This is a genomic window from Acinetobacter sp. YH01020 (genome assembly GCF_013420275.1).
Taxonomy (GTDB): Bacteria; Pseudomonadota; Gammaproteobacteria; order Pseudomonadales; family Moraxellaceae; genus Acinetobacter; species Acinetobacter amyesii.
Genome location: NZ_VOYN01000001.1, coordinates 49,895 through 73,414, shown reverse-complemented (window position 1 = coordinate 73,414; position 23,520 = coordinate 49,895). Strand labels below are relative to the sequence as shown.

Sequence of the window (23,520 nt, the reverse complement as noted above, 5' to 3'; positions counted from 1 at the left end):
ACCCCAGTTTTCCCCTCATGCACGATGAAAATGCAAAATAATTTGAGGATTTATCCATCGTTAGTTGCACTCACTTTATACGAAATGCCCCTCAGTGTCACTAGGCAAACACCGTAACAGTCTGTCGCGCAATCGCTATCAACTGGTTATTTTCATCCCATAAATGAGCATATTCTGTAGCGTATCCATCCGCTGCATAATCGGTAAATACTTTATATTTAAACCAATTATGTAAGTTTGATTGCAAGGGATGTACATAGGTCAATGTCCACGTTAAAGAACTCGCAGGCGCCATGGTTTTGTACATAGGCAGTACACCGGGCGGCCGCATATCCATCGAGACCAGTAAATCAGCTACGGTCATCTTACGGTTATCGTGGCGTTCTGGATTAAAACGCATCCAACCACTAAAGTCAGGCTTTTTGCTTGCAGTACACGGATACTGCCCATCTACCCAGGCCAAATCCATTTGCTGAAAGCACTGGGGTGCAAGTGGATGATGTTCGGCAATCTTTAAGCTGCTCACTTCAGGAAAATCGGGTGCTTGACGCTCCTGATTGACGGCAATGCTTGATTCACGTGGAACACCAAAGCTCGCCAATAAAATGCTTTGTACGGCATCATCTTGCCAAAGTCGAACTTCGATAGTGGTGACGGATTTGCCCTGTCTTAAAATTTCCGCACTTAAACGCACGGGCGCCAATTGTACTGGCCCAACAAAGGTCACATTACAACTGAGTAAACGTCGCTGCGGATCGGCAATGGTGGCAACGGCTTTGTGCATCATCATGCCAGCCACTAAGCCGCCATAGATCGTACGTCCTTGCAACCATCCTTCTGGAATCTCAACCCATTCATTGTGTTCAATATGTTGATACAACTGTGCGAGTGACATCATCATCCCTGATCATATTTTTGATTTTTATATCATTGTATAAAAATCAAATGATGAGAATGATCAGTGACTCATGCGTCAATGAGCATTTTGGCAAATTAAGACTTGACGCGTCATCGATTGGGGCTAGTTCACTCTATTCATGCAGAATTTTATAAATGGTACGTGCCATCACATCGCCTAAGCCCGGCACTAGTTTTAAATCATTTTCAGAAGCTTTGAGTACCCCCTGAATGCCACCAAAATGGGTCAACAGATCCCGACGACGTTTTGGCCCTAAGCCCGGAATCACCTCAAGTACCGATGAGCCGCGCTTTTTATCTCGTTTCGCTCGATGTTTAGTAATAGCAAAGCGGTGGGCTTCATCACGAACCTGTTGAATCAAATGCAGGGCTTTATGGTCTTCGGGCAATTGAATTTTTTCACCATCGGTAAAGTGCAAAGTTTCCAAACCTGGTTTACGCCCCTCACCTTTGGACACCCCGACCATAAAGGCATCGAGCTCGAGTTCTTGCATGACTTCCATCGCCATGTGTAATTGACCTTTACCCCCGTCAATTAATAGCAAATCGGGCAGCATATGCTTTTTATAGCGGCGGGTCAGCGCTTGACGCATTGCAGCATAATCATCGCCTTCGGTGATGTCATTGATGGAAAATTGGCGATAGTCGCGCTTTCTTGCACCGCCAGCATCAAAGACCACACAAGACGCGATAGTTGCCTCACCCATAGTGTGAGAAATATCAAAACACTCAATACTATCAATCGGCCGCCCTACCACTTGTTCTAACTGATGAAAACGTTCATTCAATTCAAAATGATCAGCCAGTTTACCTTTAATGGCGTGCTGCACATTCATTTGTGCAAGCTCTTGCCACTCTGCACGGGTTTCACGCACTTTATGTTTGATTTGAATTTTTTTATCAAAGTGCTGATGTAGTGCATCTTCCATGTCTTTGCGATCTGGAATATCGACATTGATGATGAGTTCAGTTGGAATCTCATCTGCAACTTGAAAGTAGAAATTGGCAATGAAGTCCGAGAGCATTTGACCTAGATCATCACCCTGCATATCAGGGAAATAACTCTTTCCGCCGAGCATTTTGCCATTGCGCACATGCATGATTTGCACACAGGTCACACCGGCTTGATAAGCAATGGCAATGATATCAGCCTCACCTTTGACTTTATAAATCGCTTGCTGAGTTTGCACATCACGCAGCAGCGCCATACGATCACGATAAAACACCGCCTTTTCAAACTCGAGTGCTTCGGCCGCAGCTTCCATTTTCCCAATCAGCTCTTGATTAAGCTCTTTAGTGTCGCCTTGTAAAAACCGAATCGAGTTATTGACATCTTCTTTGTAATCTTCGGGTGAGATCAACCCCACACAAGGCGCGGAACAGCGTTTAATTTGGTATTGCAAGCATGGTCGTTTGCGCTGCGAAAAATAGCTATTTTCACACTGACGCACATTAAACAGTTTTTGCAGCACCACCAAAGTATCACGCGCGTTATAAGCACTCGGATAAGGCCCGAAAAACTTACCGGCCTGATGCTTCGCTTTGCCTCGCCCTGCGGCAATTCGTGGATAGGGTTTATCGGCTGAAATAAAGATATAGACATAAGACTTATCATCACGCAGCATGATGTTATACGGTGGACGATGCAGCTTAATCAGGTTTTGTTCGAGCAATAGGGCTTCCGTTTCAGAACGCACCACCAAGGTTTCAATATCATAAATACGGGCGACCAAGGCTTGCGTCTTGGGATGCTCAATGGTTTTCACAAAATAACTCGACACACGATTTTTTAAATTCTTTGCTTTACCCACATACAGCAACTCACCGTCTTTACCCAGCATGCGGTAAACACCGGGTAGAGTCGTCATATTGGCAAGAATTTTTTCAATATGTTCACGTGCGTTTTCGTTCACTTTTGCCTTGTTCCGTCTTCGATATTGCTCTTTGACATGATGTGATGCTTTTACCTACATTTTCAAGCAATCCCGCAAATTTATTGTTGCTCATAGCAATGATCTGATTGCTAAAAGCTATTAATGCAAAATTCTAAATTTGCTATGCTCAAAACATCACGCTTTAGGAACATGATGCATGACGAACGCCAATCCCGCCATCCATGTCGTACACCCGACAACTTCGACGCAGAGCACTGCTGAAAAAAACCGTTTGATGGGTAAGCCGCGTTTTCATTTTGAACCGCATGACGTTATGCAACGCTTAAAGCAACGGATCATTGGACAAGAAGCAGCATTAGACGAAATTGAAAAAATGCTGCATGTGGTCAAGGCTGATTTTTCCAGTCCTGAACGACCGCTCTCCGTAACATTAATGCTTGGACCGACAGGTGTTGGTAAAACCGAAACTGTACGTTTAATCAGTGAAGTGATTTATGGCCGACCTGATGCCTTTTGCCGCATTGATATGAACACGCTCGCACAGGAACATTATGCGGCTGCCATTACTGGTGCGCCTCCGGGCTATGTCGGTTCTAAAGAAGGCCATAGTTTATTTGATGAAGTTGCCATTGCAGGTAGTCATACCCGTCCGGGTATCGTGCTTTTTGATGAACTGGAAAAAGCGTCAACCGAAGTGCTTCGCGGCTTAATGAATGTGCTAGATAGCGGAAAATTAACCCTAACCTCAGGTACAAAAACCATCGACTTTCGTAATTGTATGATCTTTATGACCAGCAATGTCGGTGCGCAAGCAGCACAGCACTATTTGGATAAATTGAAGTTTCTACCAGAAAAAATTCAGAAGTTTTGCCTCAAGCGCATGCCTGTCAGCAGCATCATTGAAAAAGTTATGCAACGTCAATTTGACCCTGAATTTATTAACCGTATTGATCGTATTTTGCAGTATCAGCCCGTGCAAGATCATGCCTTACCGCGTTTGGTTGAGATTGAACTGGAAAAACTTAATCTGCGTCTACAACATCAAAAACGTAGTGTGTATCTAACCGCTACGGCCAAAGCATATTTCTACCAAAACCATGACATTCGCTATGGTGCGCGTCATTTGGCGCGAAAAATACGAGTAGAACTTGAGCCAATTTTGGCGATGTATTTTTTACAGTATCCTGAACAAACTCAATTACACTTAGATGCACAACACGACAAGTTGGTGATCACCGACGAACTTAATTCATAAAAAAGCACGTGATCGCGTGCTTTCTATTGATTTTAAGCAACCAAATTGATAATCAACTTAAGTTGATGCCCAATGCCTGCGCAAAAGCTTGCTGGTCTTTGGGTGAAACCATGACAAATTTGGCTTTCCCCTCCTGCACATATTCGATTTTTAAACGTTTAATGGAAAGCGCAGGTGCCGCAGACAAATCCTGACTTGCACTGATGCGTTGGATATCCTGCAAAGGAATCTGCCAACGTAGAAACATGCTACGGATGTTTAATTCTGTAGCGGAAATTTGATAACGTGTATTGAATATTGGCCACCACAGCAGTAATACGGTCAAAATATACACTGCGGTATGAAGAGGGTATTGTTGCATCGTGCCTTTGGCTTGCATGGTGAGTAATAATTGAATGAGTAAACCGCTCATACAAACAATAAACGCCACCACCCACCAATCTTTTTTTGAACGAAAAACTTGCATCTTATCCCCCATCAACTGCTTTTATTCTATACAAGATTTTGAAGGATGCATCTGCTATTTCAGCTTTATTTTTTGCAGGAAATAAGCGTATTTATCACATTACTTTCAAGAATATGGAGATCCATTTCGCTCAAGTTTCGCTATTCATCAATTGTCATTTTTGGCGTTCTTTACGCTCGGATCATGCTTCTTTCGGCAAGGGTTGTTCCTGCAAACGTTTATAATTCTTTTTCTCTTGATACATTTTTGCATCGGCTTGTTGTACCAAACTCATGGCATCTACATAGCCTTGCTGATGGTCTGTTTGACACAGCCCAATACTTAAACTTAAGCCTGCTTCCATTTCAGCCACCGCTTCTAATAAACGCGGGATAAAACTCCCTTCCACATGCTTTTCACTGCAACCAGGCAAGACCAAACAAAATTCGTCTCCGCCATAACGGAAGCAATGATCATCTAAACGTGCAACCGACTTTATGGCCGCAGCAACCGTTTGTAGTACCTGATCTCCACGTGGATGACCTTGTTCATCATTGATCTTTTTAAAATCATTGATATCAATAAACACTACTGTTACAGGTTCATGATTACGCTGTGCGGTATATAAAATACTGGTCAATAAGGTCGATAAATGCCGGACATTTAAGAGTCCTGTTAATGGATCGCGCTGTGAAAGTTCTTCCATTTCTTGTGCACGAAACTCTAGCGCATGCGCATACTGTTCCATTTTTTCACGGGAGATCTTCACCTCATTAATCAAACTCCACACATAGGTTTCCACCACCAATGTAGTGTCGAACATAAAGAGCTTTTCCAAGGTGTTAATAATCCGCTGATACTGTTCCGTATCATTAAAGGTACGCTGAATTAAGCGGAACAACATAGTCTTTAGAGTATGCACCGCAGAGAGATACAATTTCGGCTCTACACCTATACGCTTATGAACCAAACCAATCCGTAAACGGTTATTCACATAAGCGCTGTCATAGCGTCCCGAAAATAAGTCCAATAAATACTGGTGCTGCGCGCGTTGCAAACGCTTCAAGGTATCAAGATCACCAATCAAAGTGGCAATTTCTGGAATTGAGGTCTGATTTTCATAAAATTCATCGACCATACTGTCGAGGATCGGCGCCACAATTCCACCAATCGAAGCCAGTTCCGCCAGCTCTAAATCAGTCAAGCCAAGCAACTGTTTACGTCGTTCTATATCTTGCATCGAAATATGCATTTGATGCATCAATGTTTGGTTGGTTGCTTTCATGAATCGGATACCCTTCCCGCCAAATCAATCCCTTCAAGCGTTTACACTGGGTTTCTATGCAGTAGGTCTTCATGCCTGCATGCAAAGCTTCAACCGTTCACCTTTGGGTTTTGGCTATCATTGATGATGACGCTTTTCTTTCAGCTCAACGGTTTTGCATGGGCTTAAGTTCGGACGTCAACATCATATTCCTCGTCTATTGGCTCACTTTTTCTGGCTTATTCTGGTTCTAGCTTATTCTGGCTAACACTATTTCTGCTTTTGGCTGATTTGCTCTGCATAATTATTTTTATTCTGCTTGCACGATAACTGATATTTCGCTGACTGTCAGCATAAAAAAACGCCCCTAAGGGCGCATTTTTTCAATATTTATTCTACTTTTAAAATAAATATGGACGTACAAAAATCAGGAAGAACAGCCCCAACATCAGGAACCACTTTAAAAAGTAATACAGTGAACGATTGGTTTTTTTCAAGGCTTTGGCTTTTATGCGAATTTGATAGACATAGCCAAACACTTTATTTAAACCACCTGTTTTATCACCGCTTTCATTGGGTGAACTCGCAGCAGTCATGACATTTTTACCAAACCAATGGTTAAAAGCTTCCATCCACTTTGACTTTAATGGCCGTTCAACGTCTGCAAAGAAAATGATCCGGTTCTGATCCGTTTTATTTTCAGCATAGTGAATATAGGTTTCATCAAACACCACACTCTCGCCGTCACGCCATGAGTACCGCTGACCATCGACATCAATAAAACAGCGGTCGTCATTGGGCGTCAGTAAGCCCAAGTGATAACGCAATGAACCGGCATAGGGATCTCGATGACGGACTAAACGACTGTCAGGCGCCAACTCGGTAAACATCGCAGCTTTAATGGTGGGTAGGTTTTTTAATAAAGCCGTAGTTTTTGGGCAAAGTTCAGCAGCCGAAGGATGGGCTGAGTCATACCATTTTAAATAAAAGCGTTTCCAACCTGTTTTAAAGAACGAGTTAAATCCAAGGTCATCATAAGTACTCGATGCTTTGATGCCCCCTTTTTCATACAAGGCCTTGGCTTCATCACGAATCATTTCCCAGTTTTCATCTAAGACTTTTAAATCTTTAAAATGCTGCGTGTCGATATAGGGTTGACTCGGCACTTTTGAAAACATGTACATGAGAAAATTGATCGGTGCGAGTAATGTCGAATGATCAAAAAACTGACGATAAAATGAATGACGGACTTTACCGCGTTGCTGGATATAAAACGCAGAAATGACAAAGACCGCCAGGATAATCCACTTAATCATATGAGGACCTGGTGCTAATAAGCATTGTGCTTAATGAAAAATTAACTTTTGAGAACGCGGCGAGTATAGCATAGTGCTCAGTGACGCTTAAATAAGCAGCATAGAACACTGTGTCTCACCAAAGATGAATGACAGTGGCAAAAGTAAATTGACCATTCTGCCGAAAAATACACTTGCTTTTTTCTTGAATTTTTCTTTCGCATCTCAATCTATAGCTTACATTTATAAAAAAATGTGAACTGAAACATAAGCTTCAACATATTTAATTAGAGCGATAGCGATTAAAGGCAGATCCGAAGGCTATTTCCAAAAGAAATTTTGATGACCCTAGCGTCACGGCTTGATACAACTTGTTATGTTCTTTTTAGATATAGTTATCGTAAGATTAGCGAGGCATAAAGTGTACGCAGGAACCGCGTACTCGCTTCACAACATCAACTTAGAAGTCCTCCAAAATAAAGGAGATCAGGCATGATCCACGCTGGCAATGCCATTACCGTCCAAATGCTTTCGGACGGAATTGCAGAATTCCGCTTTGACTTACAAGGTGAGTCGGTCAACAAATTTAACCGCGCAACAATTGAAGATTTTAAAGCTGCAATTGACGCTGTTAAAGCAAACGGTGACATCAAAGGTTTAATCGTTACTTCAGGTAAATCTACATTTATCGTGGGTGCAGATATCACTGAATTCGGTGAAAACTTCGCTCAAGGCGAACAAGCGATTGTGGATTGGGCATTGCCTGTTCACGACATCTTCAATGCGTTTGAAGATCTAAACGTTCCTAAAGTTGCTGCAATCAATGGTATGGCATTGGGCGGCGGTTTTGAAATGTGCTTAGTGTGTGACTATCGTGTGATGTCAGATGCTGCACAAGTTGGCCTTCCAGAAATCAAACTGGGTATCTACCCTGGTTTTGGTGGTACGGTTCGTTTAAGCCGCGTGATTGGTATCGACAATGCGGTTGAATGGATGGCAATGGCTGCACCGAAAAAGCCAGCTGCTGCGCTCAAAGACGGTGCTGTTGATGCAGTTGTTGCTGCAGACAAACTACAAGACGCTGCAATTGACCTTGTAAAACAAGCGATTGCTGGCCGTGTAGACTGGAAAGCAAAACGTCAAGAAAAATTAGATCCTGTTAAATTGAACATGCTTGAACAAATGATGGCATTCAATACAGCGAAAGGTGCAGTTCTTGCAAAAGCAAATCCTGCTCAATACCCAGCGCCAAAACTTCTTCTAGACTCATTACAAGCAGGTGCAAGCCTTCCACGTGATGAAGCATTGAAAATCGAAGCGCAAGGTTTTGCTAAAGCGGCTGTGACTCCACAAGCAGGTGCGTTAATTGGTTTATTCCTTAACGACCAAATTGTGAAGAAAACTTCGAAGAAATATGAAAAAGGTGCACACCCTGTCAACCAAGCAGCTGTATTAGGCGCGGGTATCATGGGTGGTGGTATTGCTTACCAAGCGGCAAGCAAAGGCACACCAATCATCATGAAAGACATTGGTAACCCACAACTTGCTTTAGGTATGAAAGAAGCTAATGGCTTACTGACCAAACAAGTTGAACGCAAGAAAATGAAACCTGCTCAAATGGGTGAAACTCTTGCGCGCATCCGTCCGACTTTAAGCTATGACGAATTCAAAGAAGTGGACATCGTGATTGAAGCAGTCACAGAGAACCCGAAAGTTAAGGGTATCGTACTGGCTGAAACTGAAAAAAATGTTCGTGACAATACGATCATTGCGTCTAACACATCAACCATTTCAATCACACGTTTGGCTGAAAACCTACAACGTCCTGAAAACTTCGTAGGTATGCACTTCTTTAACCCAGTTCACATGATGCCATTGGTAGAAGTGATCCGTGGTGAGAAAACATCTGCTGAGGCAATCGCAACGACTGTAGTTCTTGCTCAGAAAATGGGTAAAACACCAATCGTGGTTAACGACTGCCCAGGCTTCTTGGTGAACCGCGTATTGTTCCCTTACTTTGGTGCATTTGACCTTCTATTGAAAGACGGTGCTGACTTCCAACAAGTCGACAAAGTCATGGAAAAATTCGGCTGGCCAATGGGTCCTGCTTACCTCATCGACGTTGTGGGTATCGACACAGGCGTACACGGTGCGGAAGTAATGGCAGAAGGTTTCCCTGACCGCATGAAGCCAGACTACAAAGGCGCAACTTTAACCATGTACGAAAACAAACGTCTTGGTCAAAAGAACGACGTTGGTTTCTACAAATACGAACTTGACCGTAAAGGTAAGAAAGCCAAAGTGGTTGATCCTGTGGCTTACGAACTTGTGGCTTCTGTTGCAACTGCGGAAAAACGTGAATTTGACGCTCAAGAAATCATTGACCGTATGATGCTGACTTTCTGTAACGAAACTGTTCGTTGCCTAGAAGACAACATCGTAGCGACTGCTGCTGAAGCAGATATGGCGATGATCATGGGTGTAGGTTTCCCTCCATTCCGTGGTGGTCCATGCCGTTACATCGACCAAACAGGTGTCGCTGAATACGTAGCGCTTTGCGACAAATATGCGTATTTAGGTAAGGCTTATGAAGCGCCACAAATGTTGCGTGACATGGCTGCTAACAACAAAAAATTCTACGGTTAAGGAGCAACGTGAATGGCTACTTTAAATCCACGTGACGTTGTCATCGTTGATGGCGTACGTTCAGCAATGGGTAAAACCAAAAATGGTATGTTCCGTAACGTACGTGCTGACAGCTTATCTGCTGAATTAGTACGCGCGCTTGTTGCTCGTAACCAGTTTGATACCAATGAAGTTGAAGACGTTATCTGGGGCTGTGTAAACCAAACCCTAGAGCAAGGTATGAACATTGGTCGTAACATTGCATTGTTAGCAGACCTACCACGTACTGTTGCAGGTCAAACAGTGAACCGTCTTTGTGGTTCTTCTATGCAAGCAATCCACACAGCGGCTGCGCAAATTGCAACCAACCAAGGTGATATCTTCATCATTGGTGGTGTAGAACACATGGGTCACGTTGGCATGATGCACGGCATCGACATCAACCCTGAAGCGTCTAAGCACTATGCAAAAGCATCTAACATGATGGGCTTAACGGCTGAAATGTTAGGTCGTATGAACGGTATTTCTCGTGAAGAACAAGATGCGTTTGGTGTTGAATCACACCGCCGTGCTTGGGCTGCAACACAAGAAGGTCGTTTCAAAAATGAAATCGTGGGCGTTGAAGGTCACGATGCAAATGGTTTCAAAATCCTGTGCGATATCGATGAAGTGATTCGTCCTGATGCAAACCTTGAAGCGTTCCAATCGTTACGTCCAGTATTCGATCCGAAAGGCGGTACGGTAACTGCTGCAACATCTTCAGCTTTGTCTGATGGTGCTTCTGCAATGCTGCTGATGTCTGCTGAACGTGCTCAAGCTTTAGGTCTTAAGCCACGTGCTGTCATCCGCTCTATGGCAGTTGCTGGCTGTGATGCTGCGATCATGGGTTATGGTCCTGTACCAGCAACTCAAAAAGCACTTAAACGTGCTGGCTTATCGATTGCTGATATTCAAACTTTTGAATTGAACGAAGCGTTCGCAGCACAAGGTTTGTCTGTTCTTAAAGGCTTAGGCATTTATGACCAACAAGACCGTGTGAACTTGAACGGTGGTGCAATTGCATTGGGTCACCCATTGGGTTGTTCTGGTGCGCGTATCACAACAACATTGTTGAACGTAATGGAACAGCAAGATACGCAAATCGGTCTTGCGACTATGTGTATCGGTTTGGGTCAAGGTATCGCGACCATTATCGAACGTGTTTAATTTTTAATTAAATACTGAGATAAAAGAAACCCCGTTTAGTGCGGGGTTTTTTATTTGTTAACTAAACTCGCATGAATAATACTAGAAGCCCCTTCTCCCTCTGGGGTGAGCAGCATGCACCACAAGAGGATGAGGGGAAATTTTTCATATAAATCCTATCCCTGAGCGGTATTCTGCGCAAGTCTCCTTAAAAGGAGAGGGAAATTTCATAGTGCAATAAATTTTGTTCAAAAATCTTCAACAAAAAACCGTGCTAAACAAACCGTAAAAACGCCTCAGCATATTTTTAAAGTTAATACGTTAATTCTCGATTTTCAGCGATTTTTGAATTATGGTAAGGCCTGAACCAAAACTTAAATATGCATAATAATGATAAATAAACGACTTCTCTACCTCTTAAAGATGAGCTGCCTAAGCACTTTTATTTTTCTTACAGCTTGCGTTACAAATAATCAAATCGGTGAACTCTCCCGTGATCTGTTTCAAAAATACGAAACAAAATATGCATGGAGAACAATCCTTGAAGATGATGTGATCGCATTTGGCAAACCCGCTAAAGCAATACCCAATGAACCAATCGATAGCATCGTAGTCGCAGGCAATAAATACAGCTATGTGATCAATAAAGGCGGTGCTGATTTTATTCAACTGATTAGCCAACTCAATCCACAATATATTCGTCTCCATCGAGAACTTGACTTTAATTCTCCGAGCCCGAACAGCACTAAATTTAGCGGAAGCTTTAAATTTTATTATGCGCCTCCCAATGGAACACTAAGTCCTACGGAAAGGGCATTATTCAACCAATATGGCGTAGCACCATGTGATTGTTCAAAGGCAGAACAGCAAGATCATCTCTTTAACTTAGAAATTGCAGGTACGGTTTACCCAAAAGTTGCGAATGCCGCAGATTTAAAGCCCTTAAGCCATCCCTATAAGATCCGTATCCAGCATTACGAAGACCAAAGTGGCTATGTTAAAAAGTCAGGGCAGGAAAAATTGGCAGAATTACCACTATTACCTTTAACACTCACAATCGACATCATTCAATTGCCTCTAAAAGCTTTGGGCTTTATTTATCAGCCTTAAATCAGAGTATAATCATATTCAATTGGTTGAATTTTCTAAGTACACATACACCCTGACTAGCTCAAAAATGGTTCCCTTTTTCCAATTTAAGTAAAGTAAGTGTTGAGTTGATCACCAATCCTTCAACTCAACATCCTACAATTCTTGGCTTAAATTTTCTGCGCCAACAAAGTCGCAAAATGCTGTTGAATCCGCTGCCCTTCAGCATCCACCCGATGCAGCTCACCGACATTTTCATTGTATTTCACAATATTCCAGCCCTCATACAAAGCATTTAACTCTCCTGCTTTAAAGCTAAATGGAAAGTCAGGCTGCGCAGGTAAATCAGGTGTATCCATAGCGCAAACTATCAGGTTATAGCCATTTACACTTGTAGCTTGCTGCATCTGCTGAATCAGTGGCTTCACTGTCTTGGCCTCTAAAAACATCATCACCACGGTACAGCAAATAAAGTCGTATGTACCTGTAATGCTTTGGTCTGCATTTAAATCACGCTGCTGTACATGAATATTTTCAATACCTTCCGCAGCGATCACCTCTTGCAGCTTGTGCAAACTGTGTGGATTGACATCCCATGCATCCACCTCAAAGCGCTGCTCAGACAGCTGACTTAAGTACAGCGAATTACGCCCCTGCCCACAGCCGACATCCAAAGCACGACCACCTTGCAAATATGGTGTTGCTGCCAAAATTTCTGAATGTGTTGGACTGAGCTGATACTTCTTATAAAAATAGTCCTGTGCTAAGCAATAAAAACTCAACTGACATTGCACATCGTCACTCGCAGACACAATCTTGTGCCACGCCTGCGGTTCGATAAACGGCGGTGGCTGATCTGGGCTAAATACATGCGTGGAAAGGATATTTCCAGACGCATCTAACATGGCAAAGTTCACTTCACCTTGCAGTACGGTGAGTTTTGCCCAAGTGCCTGCTTTGGTATTGTGCTGTTGTTTAAAACCTTGTGGAATCGACTGCTGCGTCCACACAGGGAGCTGTTTATAACAAATAAGCTGCTGCATCTGTAGTTATCCCTCATGCGACTTTATTTTTATGCCATACCAATGGCAGAAATATATATTCACAATAACGGCTTTAACAGTGATTTTAAATCAGCTTTGAATTGAAAATTTCGAATGCTGTGCAATGCTCGCTGTTTTTGTTTGTTTTTCTGCGTAACACCATGTTATCCGTTTGTAACATTGGTGGAATATTCACACAATCAAATCCCTCACTCTGTGCCGTGTAACCTAAGCGCTGTTGATAAGGCATAAAATTTACAATGCCTTATTTTAACTAAGTTTTATAGAGTGATGACTATGAACGCGATCAAAACTACTTTAGCTGTTGCTTTAGTTGCTGCTACAACTTCTGCTATGGCAACTACTGCTGTAGAACAAAAATCTGCGACTGCTGTTGAAGCTGTAAAAGCTCAAGCTGCACAAGCGAAAACTGCAACTGTAGCTGCTGCTCAAGCAACTAAAGATGCTGCTAAAACTCAAGTGGCTGTTGCAGAAAAAGCGACTCAAACTAAAACTTTAACAGTGAAAGAAACCACTAAAGCAAAAACTGCTGACATGAAAAAAGCAGTGGTAGAAAAATCAGCAGCAACTAAAGAAACTGCAGTTGCAGCAAAAGACGCGACTGTAGCAAAAACTGTAGCAACTAAAGATGCTGTCGTTGCAAAAACTGTTGAAGCAAAAGATGCAGCTGTAGAAAAAGCAACTGATGCAAAAAAAGCTATTGAAACTAAAACTGAAGAAGTAAAAGCTGAAGCGAAAAAAGACTGCGCTAAAAAATGTGCAGAGAAAAAAGCTGAAGCAGCAAAAGCTGAGAAAAAAGGTTTCTTTTCTTGGTTCAAAAAAGCAGCTTAATCATTGATTAAATGCTAAAAAAGATGCCTTCACGGCATCTTTTTTTTGCCCATTTAGACTGCAATACTGCTTTCTGCTAACGGAATAATCTTTTGATAAACAAACTGATTTTTCCCTTGTGATTTCGCCTGATATAGGCAGGCATCGACATGCTGTAGAGTCGTGGAGTAATTAGACAAACTCAACTGTTGAAACTCGGCCAAGCCCATACTAAAGCTGACATCTAGCCTTAATTGATCTTTTCGAAACGGTACATGTTCGCAGCGTTCCAAAATTGTTTCACACAACATTTTACCCTGCTCCAAATCGGCACCTTCGAGCAAAATTAAAAATTCTTCACCGCCCCAGCGACTGATAAAACTCGCGCGTGGACTACAATTTTTTAAGATTTTTGCCAAATGCACCAAAACACTGTCCCCCATTTGGTGCCCATATTGATCATTAATTTTTTTAAAATTATCGACATCGAGCAAAATGACACAGCCTTTATCAACCGCACCCTCTATAAATATTTGTTCTTTAAAGGCATGGCGATTTTTCAGCCCCGTCAATTCATCGCAAAAACTCACACGTTGCAAAGCCAAATACAGGCGTTTATTTCGTGCATACAGCTCACAAATAAACAGAAAAATGATCAGATAAATACCCAATGCCAAACGATAAGAACTGATCCGCGAAAGCATATGTACTTGTGCATCTGACCAATATTCCCCAGCCAATGGCATGGCACCATACCAACCACAGATCAGCGTCATTAAGCCAATCAGCCAGCAAAAGGTTTTGAGGTCGTATTTGATCGCGTAATAACACATCAATAAAGGCAAGACCATGCAAGCATAGAAGATCTGATCATTTGAGATCACATATTGGACGGCCAGTGCCACGATCAGATAGCCATAATCCACCCACGGCACATTCATCCAGCGCTGAACACCAAACAGTAAACACACCACAGCCAAACTTGTTGCAAATTGCTCTAGAAAATAATCAACAAAGGCAAAGTATTGGTTGTCCATCTGAAAGCACGCCACAAACAAGAGACTGCCTGCAAAAGCACTCACGATACTCGGAACAGCTAACATTAGGGTTCGCTTAAAGCGGCGTTTTTTTAAATGGCTCAGCGCTAAATAGGCTTTAATAAATACCCAAATCTGAAATGCCGAAATCGCACACAGGAGAAATTTATCTTCTAAGATTTTGGCAGGATTGACCATCAGCGAAGCCACAAAGATCGCACTAAAAGCATAGAGCACGATCAGTAAATCGTGGCTTAAATGCTTCCGCATTAAAATCATGCCATAGGCAGCAAATGCATTTACCACCCAAACAGGGCTAATGAATAATTCATAGGTATAGCCTATCGACACCAATGAAACCGCACATATGGCAAGCCATAGCAGTATTAATTTTTTCATACGCTAAAAAAATCATCTCTAAAGATGGCGATAAACCTTTCATTCAAAGCCAATCGGTCTAAGGTTAGAATGTTTGCAAGTTCAATACAGCTCAGCTTCTTATGAGTTATGGGCTGCTGGCTAAAAATTTATGTTTAAATTTTCGGCGTATTTTAAGTGATTTAAGTCACACTATTGGTTGATAGTTGTATTAAATTTGCAAATCCAATGCCTCAGGACAATTTTAGGGCTCACGTTTTCTGCGCCATTCATACTAGCTCAGACCACGCTCCCCCCAATTAAGTTCGCTAGCAACAAAAAAAGCCATCCGCTAAAGGATGGCTTTGAATTGCATAACATATCTCGAAGCTGTGCTGAATAATTTGAATGAAAAGGACTTATTTTAATATTTGTAATTGTTCCATCAACCAAGCCATGTATTTGTCTTGATCCATAAAGTCAGGCGCCGTCCCTGTATCCAAACTATAAAATTGTTGATTAAATTCAATCACAATCTGTTCAGTCAGATGCCAATCTTCAATCATGCGAAAATACTGACTGAAGAAAAAACGGTTCTTGCCCCAATTGTTTAAACTTTCCAAACGTGGATATTGGCGGTTCGCGATAAAGTCGATATAGACCTGCTGAATATCATCAAAAATCTGAATAGCTCGCATGAGCATGGACCTCTATATGATGTAAAACTCTGCTAAAAGCCACTTTATCGCGCAATTTTGAAAGAGAGATGACAGTCAGTTAAAGCTTTTGTTTCAACTCTGAACGGTTCTTTTGGCGGATCTCATCCATTTGCGCATTGAGCGCTAACATCTCTGTATAAAGCTGATTAAACTGCTTTAAAGGCGCATCTTCATAGAACATAAATAATTTATTTTTCTTTTCCCATTTATTGGCTTTCAGCACAGCAAAGATCTCATCAGCCTTCGCCAAGCTTTGCTTTTCTAACTCAAATAAAGCATGCGACTCATCACTATCACGACTGTCTCTTAAACTCTGGGCAATTTGCTGACGAAACACCTGTTTGACTGCCAACTGTTTGGCCTGAGCTAAACCATTTTCCTCTTGCTGTGTGGTTTTTTGCTCATAAGCATCGACCACTGCATGCACCTGCTGCAGCATTTGCTCAGTCTCTTGATACTGGTTTTTTTTATCCTGCAATAAGCGATCGATGTCGAGAAATTTATCCCAATTCAGTGCTTTAAGATCACGAATATATTGATTCCGCGCTTCTGCACGCTGCAGCATTTGGCTCAAAATAAAATCCGACATGATTTTATAATCACCCGTTAGCCGTGCATCTGTCACATTGAGTTGTATCGGCTCTTCCCAGTGCTGAGCTTGCTGAAAAATTTGCTCGGTTTTTTCACGCAAAACCGTTTCATAGGTCGAGAGTTGCACAGCTTCTTTTTGCTGTACTGAATATTGATAAAACATCCATCCAAAGACCAATACCGTAGCACTGGCCAAGACAACAAAGATACGCGGCATAATGAGCTCCGAATGCCCTTTTATTCAGTTTAACCAAAAGTTTGAAGATTGACGATAAAATAGCCATGTTTTTTAGCGATGCTATTTAACTTCATCAATGTAGAAAGACCTAAATTACGCATGCCATCAAAACGAAAATTCATAGATAAAGCATGAATTTTCGCATTCAATTTGCTGTAGAGGTGTATTCGATTATGGGGTCTTGATCGGATTGGTATTTAACTGACGGTCGATGTTTCCGAGATTGATTTGCTCACGACTGATTTGCACATTGGTCGCATTACGGTCAATCCCAAAGGGTTGCAACATAATATATAAACCATTGCGTGGGTCAGAAGACTGCAAACCTGCGGCAATATTTAAAACATGCTGTTGCATCAAAGGCGATAAATTCGACATATCTGGCACTGCTGTGGCAGGTAAGATATCAATATTTGACACGATTGTTGCATCGACACCTTTGTTTTGAGTATCACGCTCAAGTTGCATCACCCGTTGCTGTAAGGCTTTACGGCGATCCACCTGCTCTTGATACTCAACAATGCCCGTCTCTGCACGCATTTCACGCTCTGCCATAATGGTTAAAGCAGGCATCTGAATAGCTTGTTGTTCGGTTTCATCAGCTTTTGTAGTGGCTTTTTCCGCAGCCAATGTACTCATAGCCGTCATTGCTGCACTAACAAAAACCAAAACGGAAACAGATTTAGGGAGATTCATCATGTTCATTCCGAGAGATTTAAAAATAGAAAATTGAAAAAATTTACACTGCTATTATTGTACAACAATTAATCAATTTACCAGATTTAACCCCGACAAACGGCAGGAGAGCACAGCTTATTTAAACCTCACTTTGCTCATTCTAGACTTGAGATATCGTCCTTTACCTATCTGCATTGCCGCTGCTTTTTCTCTTTTATACTGTTCCAATTCTTAATAGTACAGGAAATGACAAAGCAAACTCTTGCTGCGGATGTCGGCTAAAGAAATCCTGCAAAGCTGCACACGGCTGAAGTGTCGGATGCCGCTGTTGATAGTGTTTAAGCCCAGACCACGTTTGCAAATAGTCCAAAATTTGCTGTGCACTCCACCTGTAATTTAAAAACAGCTGAGGGACTGCTAACTCCTGAAATGGAAACGGAATACTACGATATTCTTCGTCGATGTAACGACGTTCAGCATCCCAATAGCCTTTTAACGTGACAAAATACAGATCCTGTAAGAGTTGGCTTAATTCCGCGTGTTCAAATTGAATTAGACCATAGCCCACAATGGCGATGTGACCTTGAGGTTTTAATACGCGTCGTACTTCTGCATAAAAGGCAGTAAAATCAAACCAATGAATCGCTTGCGCGACTGTAATTAAATCCGCTGAATGGTCTGCAAGCGGACAATGTTCGGCGCTGGCTTGCTCATAACGCACATTGTCTAAATTGGGTGCTTGTGCCAATTACTCTGCACTCAGATCTGTCGCTAAAATCTGTTGAAAATAGGGCGCCAAACCTTTGGTAAATTGACCTGAACCTGCACACCACAGTCCCATGCCAATTCACGCACGGCAACATGCTGCAAAATGCTATCAACGACTTCAGCAGAATAACTTGGACGTGCTTGTTGATACAGCACACTCCCTGTAGAGAAAAGGTCTTTCATTGTAAAAATTCATTAGTTGTTTTTTTTATCAGTTTAATCGAATTTTTAGGGGCAGAAACTAGCACTTAAGTCATAGCTTCAGCGATAAAATTTGAGCTTCAAATATTTACTCAATCACGTGCTGTATATAAAAACTGGTCTGTGCAATCGGGCTTAATTGATCATTCATTTGATAATATTTCACATCATAATGACCAGTTTTCCATCCAGTCATAGGATAGAAACTCACCCAGTTTTGTTGCTGTTGCTCACTAACTTTGCGTGGCGTAAAGAGCAGCACTTCACCGCTATCATGATGCGTCCAACGCACCATAACTTGCGTATTGTTTGGAACTTTACCCATAGTATCAAAATGTGCATATAACGGCTGTGTGACATAGATTTCACGAGGTAAAACTTGATCTACATCTGTCTGTGATTGATCACTCACATACGCTTGCCCTGCCAATCGCTGCTGCGGATCATTTTTGGCTTGTAGAAATTCGTCTAACATCTGCTGCGCAAACTGCTGCTTATTTTGAATCCCTGCAAAACTGTAATTGGGAAATGCCTGCTGTAAATATTGCCCCAATTGTTGATCTGAAGTCTGCTGAATAATCCTCTTTAGCTGAAGATGTTGGCCTTTGAGTTGTTGCTGTATATCTTTAGAATGAGGCTGATCCGAGGCATCTCGATCTAAAGCCAAGAGTGCCACAGGATTATTCGTCGCCAAAGAGACAAGCGAGTTCTCAGGTGGCGGTGACGTCAAGCTTGGTTGGTCATTCCACGATGCCGCAATATAGCCCAGTGCAAAACAGAACAGTCCAAGCGCCGCATATTGAAGTCGCTTCAACTGTCACTCCACGAACCTATGTTCATTTGATTAAAAGCCACAGCGGAGCACTTCTGTGCCGACAATATATTCACCAGAGCTCATCGTCGTACCCGTATTAATCACCTGATTTAAGCTAAAGTTAGATCCAACTTTTAATTTAAGCAGACCATTATCACATGCTGCAGTTATTCTGCTGCCCGATTTCATATTGGATACACAGCCCGTTTTGGTCACGGCATAAATTGTTTGCCCTGCGGAAATACTGGTGCTGCACGATGCTGTAATTATTTTATCGAGCGATGATTCACAGGAAGAGCAATTGCCATTATCACAAAGCGCTGCTGCATTTTCACTTTTACATTCATAGGTCACACCATTTTGAATAATGGTTTTAGAATAGGAAGAATCGACATTACTACCGCCCCCGCCACCACATGCGCTCAGCAAGGCAATCATGCCGATCAAAACAGGAAATAATATTTTTTTCATAACCTTAACCCTTATTTTTTAATAATTTTCTTATAGCAATTGGGCCCATCATCTGGCATCGATTGTAGCAGTTAAACTGTGCGAAATATCAACAACTAAAAAACAGCAGACGAAAAAAAACCTCAAACAATGGTTTGAGGCTTTTTCGAATATGGTGGCGAGACCCAGGATCGAACTGGGGACACACGGATTTTCAATCCGTTGCTCTACCTACTGAGCTATCACGCCGATGCGGTGTATTAAGCCGTATCTTAGTTAATTAGTCAATCATATTTATAAAAATATTTTTTGTATGCATATTTTTTAGGCAAAAAAAATCCCTGATGGGATCAGGGATTGATAAACTGAAAAATCAGTTTTGAATATGGTGGCGAGACCCAGGATCGAACTGGGGACACACGGATTTTCAATCCGTTGCTCTACCTACTGAGCTATCACGCCGATGGGGCGTATTAAACAATTTAAGCTGTATGCCGTCAAGTATAAGCATGGGCTTTTTTCTCAAATGTTTATTTTTAAATCAATATTTCACACTAATCGCTTACTTTTTGTCTTATTTACATTTAAGTCTGAGTCAATTTAATTATTCAGACGAAAAAAAAGACAGCACGAAGACTGTCTTTTAAAAATTGAACTTTACTCAACTACGTCAATTTTACCAATGTGTGCTAAACAACGATGAATCGCGCCACAACCTGGCTCGAAAGTTTTTACACCTTTTTCTTCCTCCATACGGGTGGCCTCACTGACCAAACGTTCTGCAACACCACGCCCACGATTTGCAGGGTGTACCACAATATATTCAAGGGTTTTGCTTTCACCTTGGCCTGTACACCAAATCGCGCCAATCAATTTTGTATTAAATTCTGCAGTATAAACTAAGGTATACTGAGCTAAGTTCTGCTCAAGTTGTTCAATCGCATCGGAACCGTCGCTAAACTCAGGGCTGGTGTCATACAGTCGCTCAAGCTGGCTGCGCACTTCATCATTTTCCAAAGAAGTATAGGCATGTACGGTAATAGGCATTGATAAACCCTCCTGAGCAATCTAATATGCGGTGACTTTTCGTCACAGCGAAAATATTTTTACATCAATCATTTTGACGTATTTGAGGAACGTGTCTATGACAGATCGTATCAGTGAAGTGGTAAGAAACACCAACGAAACCAAAATTCGAGTTCGTGTGAATCTTGATGGTACTGGTCAAGGCACTTTAAACACTGGTGTTCCATTTTTAGATCATATGATTGATCAAATCAAGCGACATGGTCTGTTTGATATTGATATTCATTGTGATGGCGATCTTGAAATTGACGATCATCATACTGTAGAAGACTGTGGGATTACACTGGGTCAAGCTTTTGCTCAAGCACTGGGCAATAAAAAAGGTTTACGTCGCTACGGTCACTTCTATGCGCCACTTGATGAATCACTGAGTCGTGTTGTGGTAGATTTATCTGGCCGTCCGGGTCTTTGGATGGATATTCCATTCACTCGCGCGCGCATCGGGACTTTTGATGTGGATCTTTTCTCTGAATTTTTCCAAGGTTTTGTGAACCATGCGTTAATGACGCTGCACATCGACAACCTAAAAGGTAAAAACAGCCACCACCAAATTGAAAGCGTATTTAAAGCCTTTGCCCGCGCATTACGTATGGCGTGTGAAGTTGACCCGCGTGCCGAAAATACTGTTGCGTCTACCAAAGGAACATTGTAATGACCCGTATTGCCCTTCTTGACTATGGCATGGGAAATCTTCACTCAGCAGCAAAAGCCCTCGAACACGTGGGTGCAACTGTTGATGTCACCAATGATCCTAAGCTGATTGCACAAGCAGATAAAATTGTCTTTCCCGGTGTGGGAGCAATGCGTGACTGTATGCAAGGCATGCATGATGCAGGGATTGATGAAGTAGTCCGTAAAGCGGCATTTAATAAACCTGTGCTTGCGATCTGTGTCGGCATGCAAGCCCTAATGCAGCATTCCGAAGAAAATGGCGGTGCAGATGCATTGGGTATTTTTGAAGGTTCGGTTAAACGCTTCCCTGATATAGAGGGATTAAAAGTGCCGCACATGGGCTGGAACCAAGTGCATCAGGCAGACCCAAGCCACCCGATGTGGAAAAACATTGAGCAAGATGCACGTTTCTATTTCGTACATAGCTTCTATGTAGAGCCGCAAGATTCAAGCATTGTCGCTGCAACCTGTGACTATGGTTTGGAATTCTGTACCGCAATTCACAAGGAAAACTTGTTTGCGACACAATTTCACCCAGAAAAAAGTCATACAGCCGGCCTGCAATTGCTGAAAAACTTTGTGGAATGGGATATTTAAAATTCCTTCACCGCAAAAAAGCCCGCTCCTTGCGGGCTTTTTTGTACTGTTTATTTTTCATCCTTTTATTTTCTACATATTCATTTTAGAATTTGCCTACTTATAAAAATACCAAAGCCTAGGAATAATAATGAATACATTCACATCTGACTCACCGACCCAAGCCGGTGGCCGCTTTAGCCGGCGCGCTTATCTTGCATGGAATCTACTTCTCGGCATTATTTTTACGCTAATTGCTGTTGTAGTCGGCCTGCTCATACCCGGTGCGCAAAATGCGCTGACTGAGGGTGCAATGTCGACGCCACTCATGATTATTTTCTTTATCATGTATGCCATCGTCATTTATTACAGCGTCATTTTCTTAATCCGTCGTTTACATGACCGAGACCATTCTGGATGGCTTGCACTGCTGATCTTAGTTCCTGTAGTGAATATATTGTTTGCGCTCTATGTGTTATTTGCACCGGGTAATAACGGTAGTAATAGCTTTGGACAACCACGCCCGACCAAAGGCTGGGAAACCGTGCTGGCTGTTTTGTATATCGTGGTGTTTATAGTCGGGATACTTGCTGCGATCATGATTCCGTCTTACCAAAACTATGTGATCCGCTCTCAACAAACCACGGTTCAACAACAATAATGATAAATCATTAGATGCCGCCGAGATCGTCCTAAACAGCAATACATCTACTCAAACAAGCTCACACAAGTGGGCTTTTTTTGTACTTTACCTTTATAATCAACGCGCTTTTTTGGTACAGGATCAAATCCTGTACTTTTTCACATTTTTATGTCGTTTTTAGCTCAATTTTTTGCGGCTAAAAATGAATGATAACTATACTTTTTACGATAATTTAAGATCATTTAATATGAATAATTCACCCAATATAAACTCTGGTTGGAACCGTGACGGTCGTTTTAATCGCATGTCTTTTATCGGTTGGAATGTCTTCTATGGCCTCATACTGAGCATATTGATGCTACTGATCGTCAGCATGATGCCCAATACCCTCAATGCCCTAATAGCTCATGCTGAAAATCCAATGACGCAAGTGATTGGATTGATCCTAAATATTTTAATGCTGATCCCTTTGATGATTTTTTCAGTACGTCGTTTGCATGACTTTAATCTCTCAGGCTGGTTTGCACTCTTAGAGCTGATTCCGTTGCTCAATATCGTCATGTGCATTGCGCTGATGCTCATCCCCGGGTCTGCAAATGCCAATCAATATGGTGAGCCACGTGCATCCAAAACATGGGAGGTGGTTCTCGCCTTTCTCTTTATCGGTTTATTCTTACTGATCTTGGTAAATGTATTATTTACTGCGCGTTTTCTATTTTAAGTCGTCACTGACTTTAAGCCTATTGGTCACTGTCTTTAAGTCCTCTCATCACTGTCATAGCAACGCGCTATGACAGGCAGATGAGTCAAAGGCTCATGCTCAACGCCGCATCTCGGTATTTGCA

23 protein-coding genes, 2 tRNA genes and 1 pseudogene are annotated in these 23,520 nt (G+C 42.1%); 10 read left to right on the top strand and 16 right to left on the bottom strand.

The annotated features are described in order from the left end of the window. Window positions 1-100: 100 nt before the first annotated feature. Window positions 101-895, bottom strand: coding sequence for a thioesterase family protein (locus FTT85_RS00375; protein ID WP_180182631.1), 795 nt, complete (start codon window positions 893-895; stop codon window positions 101-103). Window positions 896-1,031: 136 nt separating this feature from the next. Continuing rightward, a complete protein-coding gene (uvrC, locus tag FTT85_RS00370; RefSeq protein ID WP_180050756.1) occupies window positions 1,032-2,831 on the bottom strand; it encodes an excinuclease ABC subunit UvrC in 1,800 nt (599 codons plus the stop codon). A 178-nt stretch (window positions 2,832-3,009) separates the two neighbouring features. Here uvrC and FTT85_RS00365 point away from each other — a divergent pair, with 178 nt between their 5' ends. Next, window positions 3,010-4,068 carry an AAA family ATPase gene (locus FTT85_RS00365; RefSeq protein WP_180182566.1) on the top strand — a complete coding sequence of 353 codons (1,059 nt, stop codon included), beginning with the start codon at window positions 3,010-3,012 and terminating at the stop codon, window positions 4,066-4,068. 52 nt (window positions 4,069-4,120) lie between these two features. Here FTT85_RS00365 and FTT85_RS00360 read toward each other — a convergent pair whose 3' ends face one another. Both FTT85_RS00360 and FTT85_RS00355 read right to left on the bottom strand, forming a co-directional pair. Further along, complete coding sequence (locus tag FTT85_RS00360) at window positions 4,121-4,534, bottom strand: PH domain-containing protein (RefSeq protein ID WP_180134815.1); 414 nt, start codon at window positions 4,532-4,534, stop codon at window positions 4,121-4,123. A 181-nt stretch (window positions 4,535-4,715) separates the two neighbouring features. Further along, complete coding sequence (locus FTT85_RS00355) at window positions 4,716-5,798, bottom strand: diguanylate cyclase domain-containing protein (RefSeq protein ID WP_180182565.1); 1,083 nt, start codon at window positions 5,796-5,798, stop codon at window positions 4,716-4,718. On the opposite strand from FTT85_RS00355, the gene FTT85_RS18635 reads away from it, so the two are divergent. Then, window positions 5,797-5,922, top strand: a complete 126-nt coding sequence (locus FTT85_RS18635; protein WP_257232030.1) for a hypothetical protein — start codon at window positions 5,797-5,799, stop codon at window positions 5,920-5,922. The genes FTT85_RS00355 and FTT85_RS18635 overlap by 2 nt on opposite strands. 256 nt (window positions 5,923-6,178) lie before the next feature. Here the strand turns inward: FTT85_RS18635 and lpxO are convergent, their stop codons facing one another. Continuing rightward, complete coding sequence (lpxO, locus tag FTT85_RS00350) at window positions 6,179-7,093, bottom strand: lipid A hydroxylase LpxO (RefSeq protein WP_078190472.1); 915 nt, start codon at window positions 7,091-7,093, stop codon at window positions 6,179-6,181. A 471-nt stretch (window positions 7,094-7,564) separates the two neighbouring features. On the opposite strand from lpxO, the gene fadB reads away from it, so the two are divergent. The 3 genes from fadB to FTT85_RS00335 all read left to right on the top strand — a co-directional run bounded on the left by fadB (window position 7,565) and on the right by FTT85_RS00335 (window position 11,992). After that, window positions 7,565-9,718, top strand: coding sequence for a fatty acid oxidation complex subunit alpha FadB (fadB, locus tag FTT85_RS00345; protein ID WP_180182564.1), 2,154 nt, complete (start codon window positions 7,565-7,567; stop codon window positions 9,716-9,718). A 12-nt stretch (window positions 9,719-9,730) separates the two neighbouring features. Continuing rightward, window positions 9,731-10,903 (top strand): acetyl-CoA C-acyltransferase FadA, encoded by a 1,173-nt coding sequence (fadA, locus tag FTT85_RS00340; protein WP_168379008.1) that lies wholly within the window; start codon window positions 9,731-9,733, stop codon window positions 10,901-10,903. Window positions 10,904-11,305: 402 nt separating this feature from the next. Beyond that, window positions 11,306-11,992, top strand: coding sequence for a hypothetical protein (locus FTT85_RS00335; protein WP_373886872.1), 687 nt, complete (start codon window positions 11,306-11,308; stop codon window positions 11,990-11,992). A 149-nt stretch (window positions 11,993-12,141) separates the two neighbouring features. On the opposite strand, the gene tehB is transcribed toward FTT85_RS00335, so the two are convergent. Then, window positions 12,142-13,014, bottom strand: coding sequence for an SAM-dependent methyltransferase TehB (gene tehB / locus FTT85_RS00330; protein WP_180182562.1), 873 nt, complete (start codon window positions 13,012-13,014; stop codon window positions 12,142-12,144). Between the two features lie 297 nt (window positions 13,015-13,311). On the opposite strand from tehB, the gene FTT85_RS00325 reads away from it, so the two are divergent. Next, on the top strand, window positions 13,312-13,866 hold the full coding sequence (locus FTT85_RS00325; protein WP_180182561.1) for a hypothetical protein: 555 nt from the start codon (window positions 13,312-13,314) through the stop codon (window positions 13,864-13,866). A 53-nt stretch (window positions 13,867-13,919) separates the two neighbouring features. On the opposite strand, the gene FTT85_RS00320 is transcribed toward FTT85_RS00325, so the two are convergent. The 10 genes and pseudogenes from FTT85_RS00320 to FTT85_RS00275 all read right to left on the bottom strand — a co-directional run bounded on the left by FTT85_RS00320 (window position 13,920) and on the right by FTT85_RS00275 (window position 20,745). Beyond that, window positions 13,920-15,281, bottom strand: a complete 1,362-nt coding sequence (locus tag FTT85_RS00320) for a GGDEF domain-containing protein (protein WP_180182560.1) — start codon at window positions 15,279-15,281, stop codon at window positions 13,920-13,922. Window positions 15,282-15,658: 377 nt separating this feature from the next. Then, window positions 15,659-15,937, bottom strand: coding sequence for a hypothetical protein (locus FTT85_RS00315; RefSeq protein WP_078190480.1), 279 nt, complete (start codon window positions 15,935-15,937; stop codon window positions 15,659-15,661). Window positions 15,938-16,016: 79 nt separating this feature from the next. Further along, complete coding sequence (locus FTT85_RS00310) at window positions 16,017-16,766, bottom strand: hypothetical protein (RefSeq protein WP_078190481.1); 750 nt, start codon at window positions 16,764-16,766, stop codon at window positions 16,017-16,019. Window positions 16,767-16,958: 192 nt separating this feature from the next. Continuing rightward, window positions 16,959-17,486, bottom strand: coding sequence for a hypothetical protein (locus FTT85_RS00305; RefSeq protein WP_373683023.1), 528 nt, complete (start codon window positions 17,484-17,486; stop codon window positions 16,959-16,961). A gap of 193 nt (window positions 17,487-17,679) precedes the next feature. Further along, window positions 17,680-18,416: pseudogene (locus FTT85_RS00300) on the bottom strand (class I SAM-dependent methyltransferase). 106 nt (window positions 18,417-18,522) lie between these two features. Next, window positions 18,523-19,248: a hypothetical protein gene (locus FTT85_RS00295; protein ID WP_180182559.1), complete on the bottom strand. Its 726-nt coding sequence runs from the start codon at window positions 19,246-19,248 to the stop codon at window positions 18,523-18,525. A 30-nt stretch (window positions 19,249-19,278) separates the two neighbouring features. After that, window positions 19,279-19,719: a hypothetical protein gene (locus tag FTT85_RS00290; RefSeq protein ID WP_180182558.1), complete on the bottom strand. Its 441-nt coding sequence runs from the start codon at window positions 19,717-19,719 to the stop codon at window positions 19,279-19,281. 152 nt (window positions 19,720-19,871) lie between these two features. After that, window positions 19,872-19,947, bottom strand: a tRNA-Phe gene (locus FTT85_RS00285). A gap of 137 nt (window positions 19,948-20,084) precedes the next feature. Next, window positions 20,085-20,160: transfer RNA gene (locus FTT85_RS00280), tRNA-Phe, on the bottom strand. Window positions 20,161-20,355: 195 nt separating this feature from the next. Further along, window positions 20,356-20,745 (bottom strand): GNAT family N-acetyltransferase, encoded by a 390-nt coding sequence (locus FTT85_RS00275; protein ID WP_078193146.1) that lies wholly within the window; start codon window positions 20,743-20,745, stop codon window positions 20,356-20,358. Window positions 20,746-20,842: 97 nt separating this feature from the next. Here FTT85_RS00275 and hisB point away from each other — a divergent pair, with 97 nt between their 5' ends. From hisB to FTT85_RS00255, 4 genes are all read left to right on the top strand, one after another. Beyond that, window positions 20,843-21,436, top strand: coding sequence for an imidazoleglycerol-phosphate dehydratase HisB (hisB, locus tag FTT85_RS00270; protein WP_078190487.1), 594 nt, complete (start codon window positions 20,843-20,845; stop codon window positions 21,434-21,436). Then, a complete protein-coding gene (hisH, locus tag FTT85_RS00265) occupies window positions 21,436-22,053 on the top strand; it encodes an imidazole glycerol phosphate synthase subunit HisH (RefSeq protein ID WP_180182557.1) in 618 nt (205 codons plus the stop codon). Before hisB ends, hisH begins: the two co-directional genes overlap by 1 nt. 130 nt (window positions 22,054-22,183) lie before the next feature. Next, window positions 22,184-22,693: a DUF805 domain-containing protein gene (locus FTT85_RS00260; protein WP_180182556.1), complete on the top strand. Its 510-nt coding sequence runs from the start codon at window positions 22,184-22,186 to the stop codon at window positions 22,691-22,693. Window positions 22,694-22,922: 229 nt separating this feature from the next. Continuing rightward, on the top strand, window positions 22,923-23,396 hold the full coding sequence (locus tag FTT85_RS00255; RefSeq protein ID WP_180182555.1) for a DUF805 domain-containing protein: 474 nt from the start codon (window positions 22,923-22,925) through the stop codon (window positions 23,394-23,396). The last annotated feature ends 124 nt before the right edge of the window (window positions 23,397-23,520 follow it).